A 22,951-nucleotide genomic window follows, 5' to 3' on the forward strand; every position below is an offset into this window, starting at 1 on the left:
CTCAGGTGTTTTTTGCTTATTCCCATTCTATAGTTGCAGGCGGTTTTGAGCTTATGTCATAAACTACTCTATTAACGCCTTTCACTCGATTTATTATATTATTGCTCACTTCTTGTAGAAATTCATAGGGAAGGTTTACCCAATCCGCTGTCATTCCATCTGTTGATTCCACTGCTCGTAGAGCAACTACTTTTTCATAGGTTCTTTCATCTCCCATAACGCCAACGCTATTTATTGGAAGTAATATGGCTCCCGCTTGCCATACTTTATCATACAATCCCCATTTTCGTAATCCATCGATAAAGATAAAATCCACTTCTTGCAAAATACGGACTTTTTCCGCAGTTATATCACCCAAAATACGAATGGCCAAACCAGGTCCTGGAAAGGGATGACGGCCAAGTAATTCGGGATCGATTCCCAATTCTTTTCCTACTCGCCTAACTTCGTCTTTAAAAAGCATGCGCAAAGGTTCCACGATTTTCAATTTCATAAAATCAGGTAGTCCACCCACATTATGATGACTTTTTATGGTTACGGAAGGCCCTGCCACCGAAACACTTTCAATAACGTCTGGATAAATTGTTCCCTGTGCCAGCCAATCAACATCCGTAACTTCGTGTGCTTCATCATCAAAAACCTCGATAAAGGCTTTTCCTATTGCTTTTCGTTTGCGTTCGGGATCGGTTTCATTTTTTAACGCTTCCAGAAATCTTTCCGAAGCATCCACTCCTTTTACATTTAGCCCCATATCCTTATACTGGTGGAGCACGCTTTCAAATTCGTTTTTCCGGAGCAAACCATTGTTGACGAAAATACAGTAAAGATTTTTACCGATAGCTTTATTCAATAAGGTAGCAGCTACTGTAGAATCTACCCCGCCACTTAAACCAAGGACAACTTTGTCGTTGCCAATTTGTTCTTTCAATGCGTGAACGATAGTTTCAACGAATGCAGCGGGTGTCCATGCTTGTTCTACACCTGCAATTTTCACTAGAAAGTTTTCCAGTAATTGTTTTCCGTGAGTGGTATGATATACCTCGGGATGGAATTGGATTCCGTAAGTTGGTTCACCTTCAAATTTGAAAGCAGCATTTAAAACTTCAGGAGTACTTGCCAAACGGACAGTATGTTCTGGAAGTTTTTCAATAGTATCGCCATGGCTCATCCATACTTGAGTGTTTTCCGGAATTCCCTCGAAAAAAACTTCCCCCGGTTTTATCATTGAGAGTTTGGCGCGTCCGTATTCGCGCAAATTGGCAGGCTCTACACTTCCTCCGTTAAATTGAGCCATATATTGAGCACCATAACAAACCCCTAAAAGTGGCAATTTGCCTCGAATATTGGAGAGATTGGGATGCGGCGCATCTTCTGCCCTAACTGAAAAAGGACTGCCAGACAGAATTACGGCCTTAAAATTATCAAGATTTTCTGGAATAGAGTGGTACGGATGGATTTCGCAATATATGTTCAGTTCCCGTACTCGTCTGGCGATGAGCTGGGTATACTGCGAACCAAAATCTAAAATGAGAACGGTGTTTTGCATAGCCAAAAATACTTTTTTAATTATGAATTAGAAATTCAAAATTCAGAATTTTAATTTCAGTTGTTCCATCAAGAGTTTGATGATAAAAGAGGGTCTAGAAAGAGATGTACAGTAATTTTTAAACTACAACTCAAAAACAGTAAACCTCATATCCAAAGGCTCTAAATTCTCCTTTAATAGATCCAGCAAATCTTCACCATACTCCAGATAAAATTCTGAAAAGTTAAGCTGGCGTTCCTGTAAACTTTGGTTGGGAAATAGTTCATCCTGGATATTTCTAAGGCGATCCAGCTCATCGGATAGATTACGTTTTTGGGCTTTTAACAATCTCTTCTCCAAGTGGTCCAAGCCATTTAATTGCTTTTTTTCTTGGGCTCGGACAGCGCCTAAAAAGGAAGCATCGGTTTTCTCGGCCAATTTATATAAATCCTTAAACTGCTTTGACAAATATTTCTTTTGTTTTGAAAAGTCGATGTCAATTTTGGATTTTTCATAGGTATGTCGTGTAATGAGTTCGTGTTGCGGAAGAAACATTTCTTCAATTCCAGAATCAAGCTTTTGTAGTTTTTTTATAAGTCGTTGTGGAACTAGCAGAGCGGAATTTCGAAGTAACAAAATAGGGAATGTCACTTCCACTTTTTCAAAATAATCCTTTAATTGAAACCAATAGGCCAATTCTCCACCGCCACCAATATAGCAAAGATTGGGTAAAATAACTTCTTCGTATAAAGGACGAAGTAGAGCATTTGGAGAAAATCGTTCTGGATGTTCGTGTAGTTCTGAAATGATTTCCTCTTTGGAAAAGGAAATATCCGTTTCATTTATATAAAATCTATGGTCTCTTTCAATTATCCGCTCCCGCAGATTTTCTTTTAAATAGAACAAATTAATTTCTCGGGGATGCACCTGCTCAGGAAAATCCAAATCGGTCAATCGCTCCGTTGTCTTCGAAATTTCTTTAAAACTGAGATTTTCGATCAGTTCCTTTTCTGCATAAGGGATAAAACATTTTTTGAGTTCTTCATCATTTCCATCCACAATTACAAGACCATGATGATAAAAAAGCATGTTTGCAAGATACCGTGTCGCATCTGCCAGATTACTGTTTTTGGTATAGGCTTCGGAGAAGTAGCCCGCCAATTTCTTTCCGTGCTCGCTCTCGCCGAATTCTTTTTTTAAACGCTGTTTTATTTCTTTTAATCCCTCAGTGGATAATTCGCCAACGGCGCCAGCGGATTCTCTGTTCCATTCTATTTTCTTTCCAAAAAGATTGAAATGGTTTATTTCCTCGAAATCGTGATCTTCCGTTGCCATCCAGTAAACTGGCACAAAATGAAATTTTGGATATTCTTTCTTGAGTTGTTCAGAAAGGTTTATTGCTGAAAATATTTTATAAAGAAAGTAAAGTGGACCCGTAAAAAGATTTAATTGGTGACCCGTTGTAATCGTAAAAGTGGTATGCTCTTTTAATAAATCAATATTGCTTAAAGTAGATTGTGAAAGCGAATTGTCGCCATACTGAAACATAATCCGCTTTGCTAAAAGATGTCTTTTTTCCTCAGTGAAATCTTGCTGTTTTTCTTCAATTTGAAGTTTAAAGTTTTTTAGAGAAGGAAACCGATTGTAAAATGGTTTTAGATTATCTCTTTCGTCCAGGTAATCACAAATAAGCTTTGTGAAATATCCGGTGTCTTTATAAGGAATGGAATGGGTTGGCATAGGTTCTTGGGAAAATTCAAACAAAAATAACCGTTTTCAATGGGCAGGGGGTTTAAAGATACGTTAATCTTGAGTGAAGGCATACGGTCTTGAAGGTTTGAGTCACGACGTTTTGAACCAGGACGGTCTGATTATTGGCGTTTTAGTCACGACGATTGGAAACACGACGGTGGATTTAATGTCTTGTTTCCAATGGTCCTGTTTTATAGAGTCGTGGTTCAAATCGTCCTGTTTCCAACCGTCAACTACATAGACATTCGTGTATTCGTGGTGAGAAAAAATATTCCAAACTATCCAATTTCAAAGTCGTGTCTCAAAATGTCGTGTTTCAAAATGTCTAGTTTCAAAAATCTTTCTTTAGTTTTAGCCTGCAATTAAAATCTCTTAAAATGAAGCGTTACTTCCTGCTGGTTTTTCTGTTTTTCCCACTTCTTGTTTTAGCACAACTCAAGTCACCCTCGGAATTTCTGGGATATGAGATCGGAACCGAATTTACCAGGCACGCCGATGTGGTTTCTTATTTTGAGCACGTAGCTGCAAATAGCAATATGGTCGATTACCACGATTATGGAAAAACGAATGAACGGCGCAGATTGACGTATGCTGTGGTTTCTTCCGAAGAAAATATTCAAAATCGGGAAAAAATAAGAACGGATAATTTAAAGAATATCGGAATTCTGGAGGGATCTGCTTTTCCCGAAAAAACAATTGTCTGGCTCAGCTACAACGTTCACGGAAACGAGGCTTCTAGTAGTGAGGCTGCAATGAACACTATTTACAAACTCATTACCGAGCATAGTGATTATTTAAAGAATGTTATTGTTATTATGGATCCGGACGTGAATCCTGATGGCCGCGATCGTTACGTAAATTGGTATAATCAAGTAAAAGCAACACCTTATAATCCGTCGCAGGACGCCACCGAGCACAGTGAGCCATGGCCTGGCGGACGACCAAATCATTATCTCTTCGATTTAAATCGTGATTGGATGTGGGCAAGTCAGGTAGAGACACAACAACGATTGAAAATTTATAACCAGTGGATGCCCCAGATCCATGTCGATTTTCATGAGCAGTACATCAACAATCCCTATTATTTTGCGCCGGGAGCTGAGCCTTATCACGAAATGCTTACACCTTGGCAACGGGAATTCCAAAATACTATTGGAAAAAACAACGCAAAACATTTTGACGAAAACGGATGGCTTTTCTTTACCCGCGAAAGTTTTGACCTATTGTATCCCAGTTATGGCGATACCTATCCGCTATTTATGGGTGCTATTGGGATGACCTATGAACAAGCTGGTCATGGCAGGGCCGGTTTGGGGATCATCAACGATGAGGATATTGAATTAACATTGGTAGATAGGATGACCCATCATACTACCTCGGGACTTTCCACCATCGAAGTGGCATCGCAGAATGCCCGGCCTCTAAATTCCCATTTTAAGGAATTCTTTCAAAATAATGATTTGAAGTATAAGAGCTTTGTTCTAAAAGGAAATCCAGATAATATCCAAACCTTGACGGAAATGTTGGATCGTCATGAGATAAAGTATGGTTTTTCAAATGGGGGAACCGTAAAAGGATTTGATTATGCTTCCAACAAAAAAGGTTCTATAGATGCAAATGGCGCTTTAGTTGTTAGCACGAATCAGCCAAAAGGTAAAATGGTCGAGGTTCTTTTCGAGCCGCAGACTATGCTATCAACACCTGTAACTTATGATATTACGGCTTGGAGCCTTCCTTACGCCTTTGGCCTTGAGGCTGTGGCAAGTTCTACTTTGGTATCCTCAACAAGTAACAATCCAAATAACGATGTTTTAAATTTGCCTTCAACATCCGCAGCTGGTTATATTTCAAAATGGAACAGTTTAAAGGATGCAGAATTTCTTTCAGAATTATTAAAGGAGGACATTAAAGTGCGTTTTTCTGAAAATAAGCTAAGTTTTGGTGGAAATGAATTTGGACGCGGTAGCCTGATAATTACCAGGAGCGACAATAAAAACAATCCAGGGTTCGACAAAAAACTTATTGAAATCGCCAACAAAATGGGTAGACAATTATACGCTTCTCCCACCAGTTTTGCCGATAAAGCAACCGATTTTGGATCGCAATATGTGCATTTAATTAAGAACAAAAAAATTGCTATGCTTCAGGGCGAAGGAACTTCTACCTTAAACTACGGCACATTATGGCATTTTTTCGAAACTCAGCTTAAATACCCGATTACTTCCATAAATACAAGTGATGTAAAAAGAATTCAATGGTCTGATTACGATGTATTGATTTTGCCTGACGGATATTACAATTCGATAATCGATGATAAGGTTTTTGAAACTCTTTCAAACTGGATAGACAAAGGAGGGAAATTAATCGCGATGGGAAATGCGGTGGGTATTTTTGAGGGTAAAGAAGAGTTTGATCTGGTTAAAAACAATTCTCAAAATGAAGAAAAAGAAAAGGATTCAGTTTCTGAGGGTAATTTAATTCCTTATGCCGAGCGGGAAATGGAAAGCACTAAGGATATGATTACCGGAAGTATTTATAAGATTAATTTGGATAACACCCATCCCTTGGCATTTGGTTATGGTGATACTTATTATACACTGAAACTGGGAAATGATTCCTACAAGTTTTTAGAACACGGTTATAATGTGGGCTATATAAAAGATGGGCCTAAAATTGTGGCTGGATTTTCTGGAGAAACGGCCAATGCATCTTTAAAGAATTCTATCGTTTTCGCCCAAGTTGAAAAGGGTAGGGGCAGCGTGGTTTATCTTGTGGATGATGTGGTGTTCCGTTCATTTTGGCAGAATGGAAAATTGTTGTTGGCAAACGCAGTGTTTTTTGTGGGAGCAGGATATTAAAAGTTTAACCCATAATTTATTCTCGCTGATCCCTTTTTATCCTCAATCAAATCAAAATAGTTTTATAAAATAAATTTGTGTTCCTTAAAACTCTATCGTCTCCCTTCTTTGATATGCATCGTTAAAATTAATAGATGCCTTAATTTTGGGTAAGATGTCAAAAGAAAAATCCTCAAAATCTTATTTAAAAAATGACTGATGAGGATTTGGTCTTTGTTCATTTGTATATTTGTCGCGTTAGGTAGTATTGGATAATCAATTTTGATACCTTGCTTTATCCTTTTTGCGTTAGTTTTAGGTTTCCAAAGTTCAAGTCAATAATTCCGAGCCTAAATTTAGTAATCTAGTTTATCGATAATTTTCATGACGAAAACTAAGGATATTTGAAATAAATAGACAACAATACCAGTTATAAATTTCACCTAGGAACTTTTTTTGAATTCGGTATGCGCACGAATTGATGATAGAGAAATTTAATTTTGAAATCAAATAAATTGGATAAATACAAAGTAAGAAAGTATCAACCCTCAGATAAACCCGATTGGGACAGTTTTGTAAAAAATGCAAAGAATGCTACTTTTTTGTTCCACAGAGATTTTATGGATTATCATTCCGATAGATTTGAAGATTTTTCTCTGGTTGTTTTTAGTGAAGAAAAACTTGTAGCGGTAATTCCAGCTAATTTAAAAGCGGGAGTGCTCCATTCGCATCAAGGTCTAAGTTATGGCGGATTGGTACTAGGAAAAAAAACTACATTTCCCGAAGCGCTGGCTATTTTTCAAAGTCTGTTGATTTTTCTAAAAACTGAAGGAATTTTGACCCTAAATTTGAAATTGCTTCCAAAAATCTACAACCAATTACCCAGTGATGAAATTGATTATCTTCTTTTTCTTATAAAGGCGAAACTAAGCCGACGGGATTTGAGTAGTTGTGTCTTCAATGAAAATAAGCTAAAGATTGAATCCTCGAACAGATTAAGAGGAATTAAAAAAGGCGAAAAAAATAAATTGCAGATTCGAGAAGAATCAACTTTCGATTCTTTTTGGGAAGAGGTTTTAGAGCCAAATCTTAAAAAGGTTCACAATCAAAACCCAGTTCATTCCGTGCCCGAAATTAATTTATTAAAATCCTATTTTCCAGAAAATATCAGGCAATTCAATGTTTATAAAGATAATCAAATTGTTGCCGGAACCACCATTTTTGAAACCTCGGAAGTAGCACACGCGCAATATATTTCTGCAAATGCTATCGGAAGAAAAACAGGAGGCTTGGATTTTCTATTCCATTATTTATTGAACTATTTTTCAAATAAGAGATATTTCGACTTCGGGATTTCAAATGAGAGCCAAGGTCTGAAAGTCAACACCGGACTTATAAAATGGAAAGAAAGCTTTGGTGGACGAGGAATTGTTCATGATTTTTATGAAATCGACACAGATAACCATCATCTTTTAAATGAAGTTTTACTATGATTCCTTTTTTAGATTTAAAAGCAATTAACGAGCGGTTTGAATCTTCATTTCACGAAAGTTTTCAGCAGTTTCTGGAATCTGGATATTACGTTTTGGGGAATCAGGTAAAACTGTTTGAAGCAAATTTCGCCCGGTATTGTGGAACAAAGCATTGTGTTGGAGTAGGGAATGGTCTTGATGCATTGCGGTTAATTTTAGAAGGCTATAAGATCCTTGGGAAATTAAAGGACAATGATGAAGTTTTAGTGGCTTCCAATACGTACATCGCCACAATCTTGGCAATAAAACAGGCTGGTTTAAAACCGGTTTTGGTCGAAACTGATTTAGATACTTATAATTTTGATCTAGCTTCACTCAAGAATTCAATAACTAAAAAAAGCAGGGTCGTAATGCCCGTTCATTTGTATGGACAACTTTCCCAGATGAAAGAAATCCAAAAAATTTTAAAAGAGAATAATCTTTTGGTAATTGAAGATGCAGCCCAAGCTCATGGTGCCAGGAATGATGAGGGAAAACGTGCCGGAAATCTTGGAGATGCCGCAGGTTTTAGTTTTTATCCTACTAAAAATCTTGGAGCACTTGGGGATGCTGGAGCAATTACAACGAATGATGATGATTTAGCAAACGTGCTTTCAAAACTAAGAAATTACGGGACTTCCAGCAAATACGTAAATGACCTGGTAGGTTTTAATTCACGACTTGACGAATTGCAGGCTGCATTTTTAAACTGCAAATTGCCTTCTTTGGATATGGACAATAACAGACGTCGGGAAATTGCAAAAAGATATCTTTCAGAAATTAAAAACAAAAAAATCACCCTTCCAAAATATGATGGAAGTGAAGATCACGTTTTTCATCTTTTTGTAGTTCGCGTAGAAAATAGAAACGAATTTATTGATTATTTGGACCGAAATGGGATTGGACATTTAATTCATTATCCCATTCCTCCACATCAACAAAAAGCACTTTCGGATTATTCGGATCTGTCGTTTCCGAATACCGAAAAAACACATAATCAAATAATTAGTATTCCAATTAGTCCTATACTTTCAGAAGTAGATGTAGAGAGGATTATTGAGGTTTTAAATAGTTATTAGAGGTTAATGGTTAGAGGTTGGTTTATAGAAGTAATAGAGGAAATTTTTAATCTGAATATTTTTATATGAAAACGACTAAGTTTACTTTCGAAGATTTACAGGTATATTAAAAATCGCTGGATTTTGTGGATATGGTTTACGACACAACTGATGAATTTCCTATGGAAGAAATATACTCTCATGGTAATATATTCGTGCTGCTATTTCAATCTCTTTAAATTTAGCTGAAATCGCTGGCGATTCTGATGCACAATTTAATCGTTATTTCGGGAAATTCTGTGAAAGAGTGCGTAGTTTGTTCAGCAATTGCACGGAGAAGAAAATATATCACAGAAGCTAAAGATGAGACTACAAGAGAAAAACTGGAGGAGCTATCGAAAATGCCAAGCGGTTTGCATAAATATCTCAAAAATAAAAATAGATCTTTTATCTACTATTGCTGACGATCCTCTATCCACTAAAAACTACCAACTAATTTGAAAATTCCAGCGTTCCTTCGGAATAACCTTCTTTTAAAGATGACTTCTTTAAATGCCGGGGCTATTGTAGTCCGGTTGTTTATTTCTGCAATAATCCAGCGATTACTTACGGAATATGTAGGACCCGTTGGACAGTATAAAATAGGACAGCTTCGGAGTATTTCCCAACTTTTAGTATCCGTAACCTCTTTGGGTACTTTTAACGGAGTGGTAAAATATATTGCCGAATATAAAACTGATGAGATTAAATTACAAAAACTATTCTCGTCTGTTTTCGTTTTTCTGGTAGTAGGTGTTTCAATAACAGTTCCCGTTCTGCTTATTTTTTCAGATGAAATCAGTTTACATCTATTCGCCAGCACAGAATATTCGTTTGTCATAAAATTACTCGCCGTAGTTGTTCCTTTTATTGCCATTCAAAGGGTTTTTAATGGTGTAATAAATGGACTTTCGGAATATAAAAAGTTTGTAAAAATAGACATAATCAGTTATCTGGCAGGTTCTGTCTTAACTGTTGTTTTTCTCTTTCAATACAATCTTAATGGTGTTTTGGTTGCGATTGCAATAACGCCTATAGTCCAAGTGCTGGTATTGCTTTCGGTTTTTTATAGAGTTTTAAGGGAGTATTTACAGTTTAAAAAGCTACAATTTCGCGCTCCGATGGCGAAGGCTCTTTTGGCCTTTACGGTAATGTCCTTCGTTTCCTCGATATTACTGCCTCTCGTAGAAATTGATATCCGAAGCATGTTGGATGAAAAGCTATCGGGACGAGATGCGGGAATCTGGACGAATATGACGTTTATTTCACATAATTACATGGTCTTTTCCGGCTCAATTTTCACCTTGTATGTTATTCCAAAATTTGCGGGAATTTATGATTCCCATAATTTCAAAAAAGAAGTTATCTCAATTTACAAAACGCTTTTACCGCTTTTCGCAGTAGGGATGGTTTTGGTGTATTTGTTTAGAAACGTAATTATCGACCTTATTTATCCCGGACAGTACGAAATGGCATCGCTGTTTAAATGGCAACTTATGGGCGATTTTGTGCGTTTGGCATCTCTGGTTTTGGCCCATCAATTTTTGGCCAAAAAATTGGTGATCAATTTCGTGGTGACCGAAATTATGTCCCTGGCTCTTTTTTATGGCTTTGCATATTATTTTGTAGGAATATATGGAATTGAAGGAGTGGTCATGGCGCATTTGTTACGCTATATAATTTACTTTTTGGTGGTGCTCTTCTTAATTATCCGTTATTTTAAAAAGCAGGAACGGCGTGCGTCCTTAGGCGGTCGAAACTAATTTACTTTTAATTTTTAATTCCCAAAACCGTACCCCAATCCTAAGAAATTTCCATTCTTGGGCAAAGACTAATGGTTATATTTGCGAGGAAATTATTTCTGATTCCTATTTTACTTTAATTCTATGTCCTTATCACTTTTTAATCCTTTTGATGAACTTATTTTTGATGAACATTTTTGCTTTTTGTCCGGAGATTTAACCAATGAAAGTATTTCTGTTTTTCCCGAGTGGTTGTTAGAACATTTTAAGTTTGGTGACGAGCGAATTGAAATGATGGACAAGGAAAAATCGTATATATATTCCGATTTGCGTTTACCAGCTTCTCAAAGAGTAATTAGCGCTTTTAAAAATTTGGACAAAAAAATCCAAGCTGCTTTTAAAAATGGATTTGATGGTATGTCCGCGTTGGAAGAAGTAGAGATTTTTCAATGGTCAGGCCGCATTGTATATGGATTGTTGTACTACGAAATGCTCTATGAAAAGCAACGTCTGCAACGACAAGGAAGGGAGTTCTCGCTTTCCCCATATTTAAGAGAGCGCTTCGGTAATTTTCATTTAATGCTACAATCCTTGATAGCTCCAGTTTCTTTTGAAGGGAAAAAACCGTGGAGCATAGTTGTTTTTCCTCTTAAATACTCTGCAGATATTTTTAGCTATCGCGACGATACCGTAAATCTATTGTTTTCAATGGGCGTCAATGCTTTTGGGATTATAGTATGTTTTCGGGATGGTGGACTAATCGCGGAAAAGGAAAGTGATATTTTAGAAAAAATGAAAGGTCACGTTTTGCATCCCATTCAATTTGAAGAGTTATATGCCAGGTTTCATTATGATGATTATATCATGCAGTACAAACCCGAATTCGAAATTGAAGAAAGTGATACTGAAGTCATAATTCAAACAAAACCTATTGAATTGGTTCCCAACAAACCACTTTTTGGAAATTGGACCGACGATATGTTTGCGCAGCTAAAAGCAAATTATTGGTCGGTTTACGGAATTGAAAGAGAAGATATATTGCAATTTCAAAAACCTCCGTTGAGTTATCTTGAAAACCCATATACAAAGGATTTTGTTGATCCGAAAACTATTGAGTTGCCTTTTTGATTTTTGGAGAAATAAAGTTTTTGCCACGAATGCACGAATATTTTTTAAGTGGATTCGTGTATTTGTGGCTTAGCCTTTTCGAATTCACGAATAATTTAGAATTAAATTCGTGCATTAGTGGCCATACTATCCTAATTATCCTCCCAAGTTTCCAAATACTTTTTCGCAATGGAAATGTAATTATGTTCCTTCTCAATAAATTTCCGTGCACTATTTGAAATAGCAATAAGCTGCTGCGGATTTAAGATAAGATTTTCTAGTTTTCCGTATAAATAATCCACATCCGGGAGTGCGTTGATGCAGACTTCATCTTCTTTGAGATTATAATATTCCAAAAATTCCCTTTCGGCACCGGTAAATACAACTTTTCCTTTTGCCATTGCTTCCAAGGCATTATAACCTTGATCATACGAAAAAAACCTGGTCCAACAGTATGTGGGCGGAATTATACGCCGAAATGTATTCTGAATACGGAACACTTTCAACCGTGATTATTTCAACTTTTGCATGATATTTATCTTCTATCTTGCGAAGAGCAGCTTCAAAATAATCATTTCCTTTTTTAAAATAATTACCGCGGTTAATTCCGTGAAAAATGATGATTTTATTATCTACAATAAACGGTAATTGTTTCAGTTTTGAAGTGTTTATCGGATTAGGAATTAATCCGAGATATTTTTCGTGCCCTTTAAGTGGAATGTGATAATCCAAATCGGAAGCAATTACTCCGTTCATTTCTTCAAAAATAAATTTGTGCAATGAAACAAACTCAGGCCGTAAATATTTTAATGCCGGATCCGAATCTTTTTCCGAAACCTTTCCGTCAAAAAATGGGCTGAGGGTTGAATACCGCAATTTTTTATCGTAAGCATATTTTATACTGCTGTAATCCGCCCCACAAGAAAGAAGAAAAAGCTTTTTGTTATTATTTTTTAAAAATGAAATCATTTCCCTTTCCTCTTTAGCGGCAATTGAAAAGGGACTTTCGTTGATTAATTGCACTACATCAAAATCTTTAAATTCTTCTTTATAGCTGAAGAATTGATTTTTTAACGAAATCGACGTGATGTCGATTCCGAACATCTTGTAAATCCCAACCTTGATTTTTTTTGAAAAACCCGAATGGTATCGTCGATTCAAGAGAATATCTGATGGGAATTTCTTGAACTGGTCCCCCGTTGAAACCAAGGTTACTTTATGACCAAGTTCCTGCAAACCTTCTTTTAAAGAGTTGTGCAACCTACTGTATTCACCAACCAATAGAATTCTCATTTACTTAAATTTATGAATAATGTATGGTCACAAAAATCCACTAAAGGATTGGTTTGGCTATAAGGATGGCTCATTTTGGAAATAACTTATCTTTGTCAGTGGTTTTCAAAAATACTATAAAATCTCCCATGCCTCCAGAAATTAGAAGTAAAGTGTGTTTGGTTGCAATTTCTCTCGGAAAAGGTGGGGCGGAAAGATCGACAGCACTTCTTTCACAAATGCTGATTATGAAAGGTTATGATGTCCATATCGTAATCCTGAACGATTTGATCGATTATCCCTATTCTGGAAAATTATTCAATTTGGGCAGCGAGAAATCCGAGAATGACACGGCCATAAAGCGGATTATACGTTTTAAAAAATTAAGGAATTATTTTAAAACTGAAAAATTTGATTTTATAATTGATAATCGAACTCGGGTTTCGGCTGGCAAGGAGTGGTATTATTTGAATTATTTGTACAAGGGATTCAAAATAATTTATGTTATCCGAAGTGCTAATTTAGATATGTATCTGCCAAAGAAGAAATGGATCGTAAAGCAAATGATATCAAAATCGTATAAGATTGTTGGAGTTTCAAAACATATTGCGAAGGGAATCAATACGCAATTTTCTACGGATAAAGCTATTTCTATTTACAATCCAATAATGGAAATTAGTGAGACGACTATTGAAGTAGAAGGAAAATACATCATATTTGTTGGTAGGTTAGAGGATGATGTCAAGAATTTAAGTCTTTTGTTGGATGCTTATAGCCAATCGTGTTTGCCGGAAAGGAATATTCGTTTACTGATTATGGGCAGTGGTGATGACCATGAAAAATTGGTAGAAAAAGCAGATAAACTTGGAATTTCCAAAGAAGTTCAATTCGTATCTTTTAAGCCAGATGTTTATCCATATCTTAAAAATGCCATTTTCACGGTTCTTACCAGTAGATACGAAGGTTTTCCTCGGGCTTTGGTTGAATCGCTATCCGTTGGTACTCCTTTGGTTTCGGTAGATTGTGTGAGTGGACCCAATGAGATAATTAGAAATGAAATGAATGGACTTTTGGTTGAGAATTTCAATGTCACCGCATTGGCCGAAGCTATGGATAGGATGGTTACAGACAAGGAATTGTACGAAAGATGTAAAAAAAATAGTGTAAAAAGTATAGACCATCTAAGTTTGGAAAATATAGCCGAAGATTGGGATAAATTATTGAAAGATGAAAAGTAACAATGTCGATAAAATAGAACTGTTGGAAATTCCAAAAATAACCGATCCCCGTGGCAACTTGTCTGTTGTTGAAGAGGGTTTTTTGCCTTATGAGGTGAAACGGGTTTACTATTTATATGACGTCCCCAGTGGCGAATATCGTGGTGCACATGCCCATAAGGAACAGAGCGAGTTTTTAATAGCCTTAAGCGGAAGCTTTGAAGTTATCCTGAACGATGGTGAAAACAAGAAATCCATTGTCCTGAATAAGCCCAATCGTGGGCTTCTTATTCCAACCGGAATTTGGCGGGAATTGGAAAACTTCTCTTCTGGTTCTGTTTGCTTGGTTCTTTCCTCGGGAAAATTCCTAGAGAGCGATTACATTCGGGATTATGACGAATATCTAAAGTATAAAAAATAAAAGAAACAGGATTTGGCAATTCACTACAAGCGGGTTAAACTTTTTGTATGGTTAAATGGGGTGGTGAGTGGTGTTTGCTATCCATTCTTAAAAATACGTGATTTCCGGAAAAACAGAACTTCCGAAATTCAAATTTTAGAAAAATCCCAGACTATTGTTATCGACCGATCCCATTTTCATTTTGAAGGAAATGCCTATTGGGATAAATTTAAAACCTTCCAAAGTGACGATCTTTTTTATGCTATTATCCCAGATGCGAGTATAATAAGTAAAGGGATTGTACTGGATTCTAAAAATAGGGTTATCCTGGAGAGTACCCTTTTTCAAAAGGAATATCTGAATATTCTCTGCAGCAATCATTTGGTTCTATTGAAGCGATTTTTGCCGAAAAAGAAAGAAAAGAACGTAATTTCACTCCTTAATAAACTTGATAATAATTATTTTCATTGGACAACAGAATCACTTACCCGAATTTTGTTGGTCTATGAGAGACCCTTTTTTAATGACTATAAAATCCTTGTCAAAGACGGAGCCCTTCCCTTTATAAAACAGTCGCTCACCTTTCTTTTTAATATTCCCGAGACAAATATTATTTCCAAAACCCTTGGAGAAAATTTGGAGGTAAATAATGCCTTGATTGTTTCCTTCCCACATATTCGAAATTCTGAATCGGAGTTTACAAACGTGTATATTCCTGAAGTGTTAAAAAAACTCAATGCTCTTGCTCACATTAGATTAGAACGGTTGCAGCCTAAACCTCAGAAAACTCCCAAAAACTTTATTATTTCGAGAAAGAGTGCCCTTGAACGACGAATTTTGAATGAGGAATATCTAATTCACAAACTTTCAGATTTTGATTTTGAATCTATTGCTTTAGAAGAGCTGGATTATATTGAGCAAGTAGCTCTTTTCGCCAATGCGGAAATTATTATAGCAACCCATGGCGCTGGAATAGCCAATATTATTTATGGGAAAAATCCAATTTTGATTGAAATATTTCCGGAAGAAAGAAATATTCGGGATGCTTTCTACTTTGCGCAAATAACCGCAGCATTACAGATTGAACACCATCTCTTTCTTCAAAAGCAAGAAAATGATAAAGAAGACATTCTGTTGGATGATTCGTTTATTGAAAAAATAAGAATGATTATTTCAAACTCTAACTCAATTTAATGTCGTTTTTCCCCTGAAGGTGACGACGTAAATTTAAGACTTGTAAGCGGTCAAACGAGTTCCAAAAGATTCAAACAAAACTTTCATCCTAATAAGAAGAATCAAAATACCTCGAGGTTGATTTAAAAGAAAACGTTGTTTAGCGTTCAGGTTTTCCACATCGAGTTTCTTCACGTATTCTTTAAATGAATCCAAATCATTAGCTAATTTGTGCTGGATGGCAAATGAAAATCTATTGATATCCAAATACTTTTTTAAATATGGATTTTTCTGAGCAATTTCCTCATAATTATCAGGATTGAGAAACACTCTATTCTTTGTTGGAGTATGTGAAATTCTATTACTGCCGTCCAAATTATGTCTTGCCGAAATACGTGTGCTAAAAACCAATGGGGAAGCAAGGGCGGCTCTTATCCATAGGTCGGTGTCTTCTCCGGCACCATTCGTAATGGTAGCATCAAAACCTCCCAGTTTCTGAAAAAAGCTCTTTTTCATACAAACTGCAGAAGTCCAAGCAAGCGCATCAATCAGACTGTTTTTGAAATAATCGTCCACAATGCCACTCCACTCCTTTTTATCCATAATGGGCGAAATCATTGCAGTAGTCAATTTTTGATTGTGCTTTTTTTCGTAGGCAGTGCAGTACCATTGTTGTTCGGGGAATTTTTTAATAAGATAGTCCAGGTTTTCGAGATGGTTTGCATGCCAATAATCATCTGCATCCAGAAAAGCTATATGTTGGGCTGAGGCTTTCTCCACTCCAAAATTTCGAGTTTTTGCTACGCCTTCGTTTTTTTTACTGAAAAGTTTTATCCTTGGATCGGTAAATGATTTGATCACCTTTTCACTGCCGTCGGTCGAACCATCGTTCACCACAATTATTTCAAAGTCCGAAAAACGCTGTGCAAAGAGACTTGCCATAGTTTTTTCTATGTCCTTTTCCTTATTGTATAAAGGGATAATTACCGAAAATTCAGGCATTATGCTTTTTCTTTAACTGGATATAGTAATCTAGACGGTACAGGTCGAACCAGAACAAATTGGGTTTTTCCGACATAAAGTTTCGCTCCATGTCTTTCTTAAATTTGGAGATTATTGCACTAAAAACATGCTGTAAATGAAGCTTTTTTAGTTTCGAATAACTTTTCTGAAGGGGACGCATATTTGTATCCATCAATCCCTTATTCTCCAAAATAACAGTAGTTTCTACTGCTTTTAAGGCTTTTTTGATAAATTCTTCATTTTCCTCAAGTCCAAAGTGGACTACTGGATTATCAATATGAAGCACCTTAGCATTCATCTTTTTTAACTGGTTTGAAAGTGAATTATCCAGACCATAATAATTTTCAAGGACCGTATTTGCTTCCAAGAATAATTGTTTTTTGATGAGCAGGTTTGAGGAGAAAATAAAATAAGGCTCAATATTTCTTTCATCCACAGACTTTGCTTCCCGTTCCCGTCCATAGTGCCACCTCAAAAGCTGTTTTTGGCTAGGTTTTATTTCGTCATAAATTATTCCGCCGGAAACAACATCGTAATCGTTGTTTTTTATGGCATTCGTATAATGTTCCAAGAATTCTATTGTATCTGGAAGAACATCGGCATCCAGGAATAAAAGCCATTCATATTTAGCCTCTGTGGCCATGAGGTTGCGAATGGCTGTACGTCCAATATTTTTTTCGAGTTTCTTATAGATCGTATTTTGAAAAGCCGGTAATTTTTCATTCTCCTCAGGCAAATCTGTGGAGCCATCGTCATAAACCTTTATTTCGTAATTAATTTGGGAAAGATGTATTTGTCCCTGAAGTGCCTTTACTAACGGAACAACATTATAATTATAAGTGGGGATAAGTATTGAAATCATTTTTTGTATTGAATATTATTACTTTTTTATAATCTATTAGGTTTTTTTGATGTTTAGATTACTCCGCCCCCAAAGAATTTCTTTTAAACCGTTATTGTCTTTTTTCGGAATAATTCCTTACTGCGCATTTCATTTCAAATATTCCAAATTTAGGTAATATAAATCCCTGACTATAAATGTGATAAATATATTCGTTTCCTTTTTAAATGAAGTATTCAAACTGGAGGTTAACTACGTCATCTAATAAAATTATTTTTTTGGGGAGTTTTGAAAATGCCATCATTATAAGTTTGATAGACGTGCCAAAAATACGAGATTCTTTTTTGGATGAAGTGTAAACCTTAGGAAATATAATTTGTGAAAATTCTAGTGCAAAAAATATATTATCTTGGATGAAAAATTTATTTTGAAGCAAATTATTCTTTTTATAATAATTCTGGTCCAATCATTTCAAATGACTTCCCAAAATGAAGCGTGGTTTTATCTTCGAGCGAAGGATACAGCATTTACCCCTTCATTTGAAAAAAAAGGTGAGTATTTGGTGTACTCAGGAAAAGATGCTCAATTAAAATCTATTTTGCAGAAGTACAAAATCAGAACCTTTAAAAAGACTTGGAGAAATGCCAAGAAGGAAAATCTAAAAAGGACCTTTTTTGTAATTTCCGATAAGGAAGCTTTGATGAACGATTTGCTAACAAACGCACCCAATCTTTTTGTATTTGGGGAATTAATTGCCGAGGAAGACAAGAAAATCTTTGAGCCCAATGACTATGGACTGACGAGCACCATTGGCGAAAATCTTGGGGCGCAGGTCAATCTAGATTATCTGGACGTCTTAGAAGTACCAAAAGCGTGGTATTACACCACAGGCTCTCGCGATATTATTATCGGCATTTCCGACGGCGGAATCGATTCTTTGGATATAGAGTTTGCTGGAAAAACAAAAATTATTCGGAATTCCTATCTTTCCAAAGGTCACGGATATTCTATTGCTGAACTTGCAGCGGGACAAGGAAACAACGCTTACGGTATTGCAGGTGTATGTTATGATTGTAGCATTTACGCAACAAATTATAGTCACGCAAATACCCTCGAGCAGCTTGTGGAACTTTCAAACCTTGGCGTAAAAGTGATTAATTGCAGTTGGGGAACACGTACTTTTTACCAGACTGCGCAAGAGGCAATCTATGAAATGCTCGAGAATGGAACCGTAGTAGTGGCAATCGGTCATAATTTATCCTTTTCCGAAGGGAAGGGCAAAGTCTATTATTATCCGGCTTCTTACGATAAGGTAATCGCTGTTTCTTCGGTTTCGCACCGCTACGCCGATTATCATGAAAATATTAAAGTTGAGGAGGGTAAGGATTTATATTATGTTGAAAATATACGGTATTATTTAAGTCGGACGGCCGGATTTAAAAACAACGATACGACTCAGCTTCCCCACAATTATCCCGTAAGTATTAAAAACCTGAACGATAAAATCGATATCCTTGGACCCTCTGTAGGCTTATTTAGATATAGCGAAATGATACTGCATAACGAAGTTGCCGTTAGCGAGTACAATCAAACGTCGGAAGTTGCACCTTTAATTTCGGGTACTGTCGGACTTATGTTTTCACTCTATCCTTGTCTTCCAGCAGAGGAAGTGGAAACCATTATAAAACTCACATCCACAAATATTGATGATATTGAAGCAAACAAACCGTATAAAGGACTTTATGGTGCGGGAATGTTGAATACAGGGAAAGCAGTGAAAATGGTATTTGATATGTTTGCGGAAAAAGAACCAGTAAAAATTGAAAACCAACGCTTTAGCCGGTGGGATTTTAAATTGACCGCTTTGTCTGATGTACTCATTCAAAATCAAGAATTCACTGAAAACTCTACTTTGGAACTCACTTCAAAAAAAGGAATTACACTTTCAGAAAACACTGTTTTAAAACCAAATGTCAATGGAGGAATTCATTTAAAAATCAACCCTTCACTTGAAAAAGAATGCGAACTTCGACTTCGGGATCCAAGTATTTTGGAGGAATGAATTAAACATAGCCTGTCCCGATTTTTCATCGGGAACGTTTTGGAACATGACTTATTGAATCACGACTGAAGGGAAACACGACGGAAGGGAAACAGGAAAAACAGCTGTCCCGATTTTTCATCGGGAACGTTTTGAGTTTTCACTTTCAAATTTTATTTTTCATAACTCATAACTCATAACTCATAGCTCATAACTCATAACTAATGTCTACCGACTAAAGACTACCAACTCCCTACACCGTCTTCTGCACCACCTCAAAAATCTGATTATCCTCGCATTTCAAGGTTTTGGAAGGATATTTCAGCAATAGCGCATAATCGTGGGTTGCCATCAATATGGTATTTCCGTTTTTGTTTATTTCGCGAAGAACTTCCATCACTTCCACACTGGTTTGTGGATCGAGGTTTCCGGTAGGTTCATCTGCGAGAATCAATTCTGGGTCGTTTAAAAGTGCACGGGCAATGGCAATACGTTGCTGTTCCCCGCCGGAGAGTTGGTATGGATATTTAAAAGCTTGGGTTTTCATATCCACTTTGGAAAGCACTTCGCTGATCCTGGTTTCCTTTGCAACCTTGTCTTTCCAGCCTGTGGCGGTAAGCACAAAATCCAAATTGTTATGGACTGTGCGATCGTTCAAAAGTTTGAAATCCTGAAACACCACTCCAAGTTTTCTTCGCAAAAATGGAATGTCGTTTTCCTTTAGGGTCGCCAAATCATATCCCACAATATGGCCTTGTCCTTTCTGAAGTGGAAGATCGCCATAAAGCGTTTTCATAAAACTACTCTTCCCTGTTCCGGTTTTTCCGATCAGATATACAAACTCCCCTTTTTCAACCGATATGGTAACATCGGCAAGTACGAGATTGTCACCTTGAAATATGGAAGCATCATTTAGATATAGAACGTGATTGGACATTTTTTTAATTATGAATTATGAATTATGAATTGCCTGCCTTTTTATCTAGCCTCAAAAATAACTTGAATTCTTCCTAACTGCAACTGAATACTTCAACTTATTCACGGTTCAAAAACCTTTTCTTTCAATTTATCGATTTCTTTCTGTTGCTGAAGTGTATAAAGTGTTAGCTCCTCAATTTTCTGAAGTAATAATAAATTCATTTCTTTCAATGAAATTCCATCACTCTCCATTTCTGTAGCCGAAGGTATGTTGGGTAGATGATGGTTTTTAATTAAAAAATCTTCGAGTTCTTTTAAAGAAATCATTTCATATTTCGGCATGGATTCAGAAAAACCAGTAAAATATATTTCAAAAACATAATCGGGAGCTACGGCCCCAATCAAATCAACCTTTACTTCCTTGGTATGGATAGTCCCCTTTACCGTCAAAAGTTCATCGGGAGCATTGGTTCCAATTCCAATTTTTCCATCTTTTTCTGATAGATTCTTAAATGGATTTTTCTGGGCAACGCTGGAGATGGAAATAAGAAGGATGGTGAAAAATAATAATTTGTTCATAATTGGCATTTTTTATTGATAGCCTTAAAAATACGGTTTTCATTTTAACTTAGATAGTAGGCTAATTTTCAAATTCGTGATTATTTACCTTTTTTTTATGCATTATATCAATTCTAACATTAAACTTTTCAAATGACTTTAATTTTTGATATTCCCGCGTTAATGCGTCTAAATCCTCGTCACTTATATTATAAACGTTTGAATAAAAAACGAATTCCTCTTCGCCTGTAAACTCTATAAATGAGCGCATATCTCCATTTAAATCAATATCATCTATTGTTGTTCGGTTTGGAAAAAAGGATGCGCTTTTTGGAATGGGAATTTGATTGGCGTCCATATAATCTATGGCATCTTCCCTCAAATTCCAATAGGGTATGTGTGCTAAAGAAGCGTCCCATCCCTGAGAAATATTATCAGGATAAATAATAAAATTCCCTAACAGTAAACTTCCCAAGAGTCCTAAATACAGCAACTTTTTAAATTTATAATGTTTAAGGAGAAGAAAGGATAACAGCGCCAGCGCAAGAAACGAAGGTATGTAATAGCGATGCCCCATGGCATTGTTAATTAACAAACTAGTAGTATAGATTACTATTGTTGAGAAGAAAACGATTATGATAATTGGCACAATTTTTTTCCACCGAATGCTTTTTCGCTTAATGTAAACGGTAAAAACAATAAAAAGGAATGGGACGATGCGGCCAAAATCTAAAAAGCGGTGAATTAGTACTAGCGCGTTCCTCAATAGATTTTTTATGAAATCATAAGTTGTTTCGAAGTGCCACGCATTTCCCCAATTTTCTTCTGGGTGCGAACTGATCCAACCCTTTGTTAGCAGTCGCCAGGATAGGTAAATGATAGCTGGTGTTGCTGCGAGAATATAGACAATGATATTTCGTTTTGTAAAAAATGATTTTATATTTCGTTTGTTTACGAATAAGTGAATTAGAAAATCAATTAAAAAGATTCCAAAGCAAAGCATCATCCCTCTATAGGAGACAATTCCCAAGAAAGCAAGTCCAACAATTTTTAAATAAAGATTGTTCTTCAGAACCCCATTTAATGCTAGAAAAAAGAAAAATAACTGTATAATCTCTGGATTTACCAAAACCAATTGGGATAATAACGTAGGATCCGCCACCACTAGTAAAAAAGCCCATATTTGGAGTGATTTTTCCTTTACGAAAAACCTTACAAAAAATGCTATTTGCCACAGCAATCCAAAAATAAAGGGTAGCATCATCCAGTGAGAAACAGCCAGGGATTTTCCGAAAAGAGTCCACCCGAACGCTAGTATTGTCGCTAAAAACGGTGGATGTCCTGGGTCTGAATCGAGTGGAAGAAGGTCCCATCTTAAAATTCCATTTTCAAATAATGGATTTCCCATTTTCGAAGCGAAAAGCACGTTGTCCCAAAACATGCCAATATTTAAGCTGAATAGAACTATTAGAATACTCAACAATAATAACGCTAAGGGCTTTTTAATTTTGATTTTCATATTGTTTTCAGAGCGAGCGATAAAAACTAAATTCCAATAATTCCTCTCAGCAAATTTTATAATAAATCTAGGACATTAAAAGGATTATATCGAAAATGAAGTAATTAAAGGGATATTTCGGCTAGGAGATTCAATAATTTAGCAGAATATTACTTTTTTTAAAATGAGGGGAAATATAGGGAAATTGAATAACATTTTCTCGTTTTGAAGAAATATAGAGGCTTGTATAATCTACAGATTTTTTGAAACTCCTCGGATTGTACCAAAAGGTTACTTGTGGAATTTATCTCCCGTTAAATTGCGAGGATTGTTTATAATATAATTTTCAATTCACCGAAAAGCCTCCTTATTTCGAATAATATTATCGTAGAATCCTGATTGCCATCCATTTTCTATTCCCAGACGATTTGCGTGTTTG

19 protein-coding genes are annotated in these 22,951 nt (G+C 36.2%); 10 read left to right on the top strand and 9 right to left on the bottom strand.

Translation table 11 applies throughout. The annotated features are described in order from the left end of the window. Nucleotides 1-16 precede the first annotated feature (16 nt). Both guaA and bshC read right to left on the bottom strand, forming a co-directional pair. Complete coding sequence (gene guaA, locus EI546_RS14775; protein WP_128251269.1) at nucleotides 17-1,546, bottom strand: glutamine-hydrolyzing GMP synthase; 1,530 nt, start codon at nucleotides 1,544-1,546, stop codon at nucleotides 17-19. A 123-nt stretch (nucleotides 1,547-1,669) separates the two neighbouring features. Beyond that, nucleotides 1,670-3,265: a bacillithiol biosynthesis cysteine-adding enzyme BshC gene (gene bshC, locus EI546_RS14780; protein WP_128251637.1), complete on the bottom strand. Its 1,596-nt coding sequence runs from the start codon at nucleotides 3,263-3,265 to the stop codon at nucleotides 1,670-1,672. A 389-nt stretch (nucleotides 3,266-3,654) separates the two neighbouring features. On the opposite strand from bshC, the gene EI546_RS14785 reads away from it, so the two are divergent. The 6 genes from EI546_RS14785 to EI546_RS14810 all read left to right on the top strand — a co-directional run bounded on the left by EI546_RS14785 (nucleotide 3,655) and on the right by EI546_RS14810 (nucleotide 11,592). Further along, a complete protein-coding gene (locus EI546_RS14785; protein ID WP_128251270.1) occupies nucleotides 3,655-6,135 on the top strand; it encodes a M14 family metallopeptidase in 2,481 nt (826 codons plus the stop codon). A gap of 479 nt (nucleotides 6,136-6,614) precedes the next feature. Beyond that, nucleotides 6,615-7,607 (top strand): GNAT family N-acetyltransferase, encoded by a 993-nt coding sequence (locus EI546_RS14790; RefSeq protein WP_240673124.1) that lies wholly within the window; start codon nucleotides 6,615-6,617, stop codon nucleotides 7,605-7,607. Beyond that, nucleotides 7,604-8,704, top strand: coding sequence for a DegT/DnrJ/EryC1/StrS family aminotransferase (locus EI546_RS14795; RefSeq protein ID WP_128251271.1), 1,101 nt, complete (start codon nucleotides 7,604-7,606; stop codon nucleotides 8,702-8,704). The genes EI546_RS14790 and EI546_RS14795 overlap by 4 nt, the downstream gene beginning before the upstream one ends. 245 nt (nucleotides 8,705-8,949) lie before the next feature. Beyond that, entirely contained in the window at nucleotides 8,950-9,147 is a 198-nt protein-coding gene (locus EI546_RS16545) for a four helix bundle protein (protein WP_240673125.1), read from the top strand. 33 nt (nucleotides 9,148-9,180) lie between these two features. After that, nucleotides 9,181-10,485, top strand: coding sequence for an O-antigen translocase (locus EI546_RS14805; RefSeq protein WP_128251272.1), 1,305 nt, complete (start codon nucleotides 9,181-9,183; stop codon nucleotides 10,483-10,485). Between the two features lie 123 nt (nucleotides 10,486-10,608). Next, nucleotides 10,609-11,592, top strand: coding sequence for a hypothetical protein (locus tag EI546_RS14810; RefSeq protein WP_128251273.1), 984 nt, complete (start codon nucleotides 10,609-10,611; stop codon nucleotides 11,590-11,592). A 131-nt stretch (nucleotides 11,593-11,723) separates the two neighbouring features. Here the strand turns inward: EI546_RS14810 and EI546_RS16675 are convergent, their stop codons facing one another. Continuing rightward, complete coding sequence (locus EI546_RS16675; protein WP_317127428.1) at nucleotides 11,724-11,972, bottom strand: glycosyltransferase; 249 nt, start codon at nucleotides 11,970-11,972, stop codon at nucleotides 11,724-11,726. Between the two features lie 25 nt (nucleotides 11,973-11,997). Further along, a complete protein-coding gene (locus EI546_RS14815; RefSeq protein WP_317127429.1) occupies nucleotides 11,998-12,864 on the bottom strand; it encodes a glycosyltransferase family protein in 867 nt (288 codons plus the stop codon). A gap of 128 nt (nucleotides 12,865-12,992) precedes the next feature. On the opposite strand from EI546_RS14815, the gene EI546_RS14820 reads away from it, so the two are divergent. Genes EI546_RS14820 through EI546_RS14830 form a run of 3 tightly spaced genes read left to right on the top strand, consistent with a single transcriptional unit; the run spans nucleotide 12,993 to nucleotide 15,654 of the window. Then, nucleotides 12,993-14,081, top strand: a complete 1,089-nt coding sequence (locus EI546_RS14820) for a glycosyltransferase (RefSeq protein ID WP_164905252.1) — start codon at nucleotides 12,993-12,995, stop codon at nucleotides 14,079-14,081. Continuing rightward, nucleotides 14,071-14,481 (top strand): sugar 3,4-ketoisomerase, encoded by a 411-nt coding sequence (locus tag EI546_RS14825; protein ID WP_128251275.1) that lies wholly within the window; start codon nucleotides 14,071-14,073, stop codon nucleotides 14,479-14,481. Before EI546_RS14820 ends, EI546_RS14825 begins: the two co-directional genes overlap by 11 nt. A gap of 12 nt (nucleotides 14,482-14,493) precedes the next feature. Next, nucleotides 14,494-15,654, top strand: a complete 1,161-nt coding sequence (locus tag EI546_RS14830; RefSeq protein ID WP_128251276.1) for a glycosyltransferase family 61 protein — start codon at nucleotides 14,494-14,496, stop codon at nucleotides 15,652-15,654. A 33-nt stretch (nucleotides 15,655-15,687) separates the two neighbouring features. Here the strand turns inward: EI546_RS14830 and EI546_RS14835 are convergent, their stop codons facing one another. Beyond that, entirely contained in the window at nucleotides 15,688-16,635 is a 948-nt protein-coding gene (locus EI546_RS14835) for a glycosyltransferase family 2 protein (protein ID WP_128251277.1), read from the bottom strand. Beyond that, entirely contained in the window at nucleotides 16,628-17,518 is an 891-nt protein-coding gene (locus EI546_RS14840) for a glycosyltransferase family 2 protein (protein WP_128251278.1), read from the bottom strand. The genes EI546_RS14835 and EI546_RS14840 overlap by 8 nt, the downstream gene beginning before the upstream one ends. A gap of 406 nt (nucleotides 17,519-17,924) precedes the next feature. Between EI546_RS14840 and EI546_RS14845 the strand changes: the two genes are divergently transcribed. Further along, on the top strand, nucleotides 17,925-19,559 hold the full coding sequence (locus EI546_RS14845) for a S8 family peptidase (protein WP_128251279.1): 1,635 nt from the start codon (nucleotides 17,925-17,927) through the stop codon (nucleotides 19,557-19,559). A 232-nt stretch (nucleotides 19,560-19,791) separates the two neighbouring features. Here the strand turns inward: EI546_RS14845 and EI546_RS14850 are convergent, their stop codons facing one another. The 3 genes from EI546_RS14850 to EI546_RS14860 all read right to left on the bottom strand — a co-directional run bounded on the left by EI546_RS14850 (nucleotide 19,792) and on the right by EI546_RS14860 (nucleotide 22,533). Further along, nucleotides 19,792-20,475: a cell division ATP-binding protein FtsE gene (locus EI546_RS14850; RefSeq protein WP_128251280.1), complete on the bottom strand. Its 684-nt coding sequence runs from the start codon at nucleotides 20,473-20,475 to the stop codon at nucleotides 19,792-19,794. Between the two features lie 101 nt (nucleotides 20,476-20,576). Then, nucleotides 20,577-21,035, bottom strand: coding sequence for a hypothetical protein (locus EI546_RS14855; protein ID WP_128251281.1), 459 nt, complete (start codon nucleotides 21,033-21,035; stop codon nucleotides 20,577-20,579). A gap of 61 nt (nucleotides 21,036-21,096) precedes the next feature. Next, nucleotides 21,097-22,533: a hypothetical protein gene (locus EI546_RS14860; RefSeq protein ID WP_128251282.1), complete on the bottom strand. Its 1,437-nt coding sequence runs from the start codon at nucleotides 22,531-22,533 to the stop codon at nucleotides 21,097-21,099. Nucleotides 22,534-22,951 lie beyond the last annotated feature (418 nt).

Source organism: Aequorivita sp. H23M31, assembly GCF_004022485.1.
In the GTDB taxonomy this organism is placed as follows: Bacteria; Bacteroidota; Bacteroidia; order Flavobacteriales; family Flavobacteriaceae; genus Aequorivita; species Aequorivita ciconiae.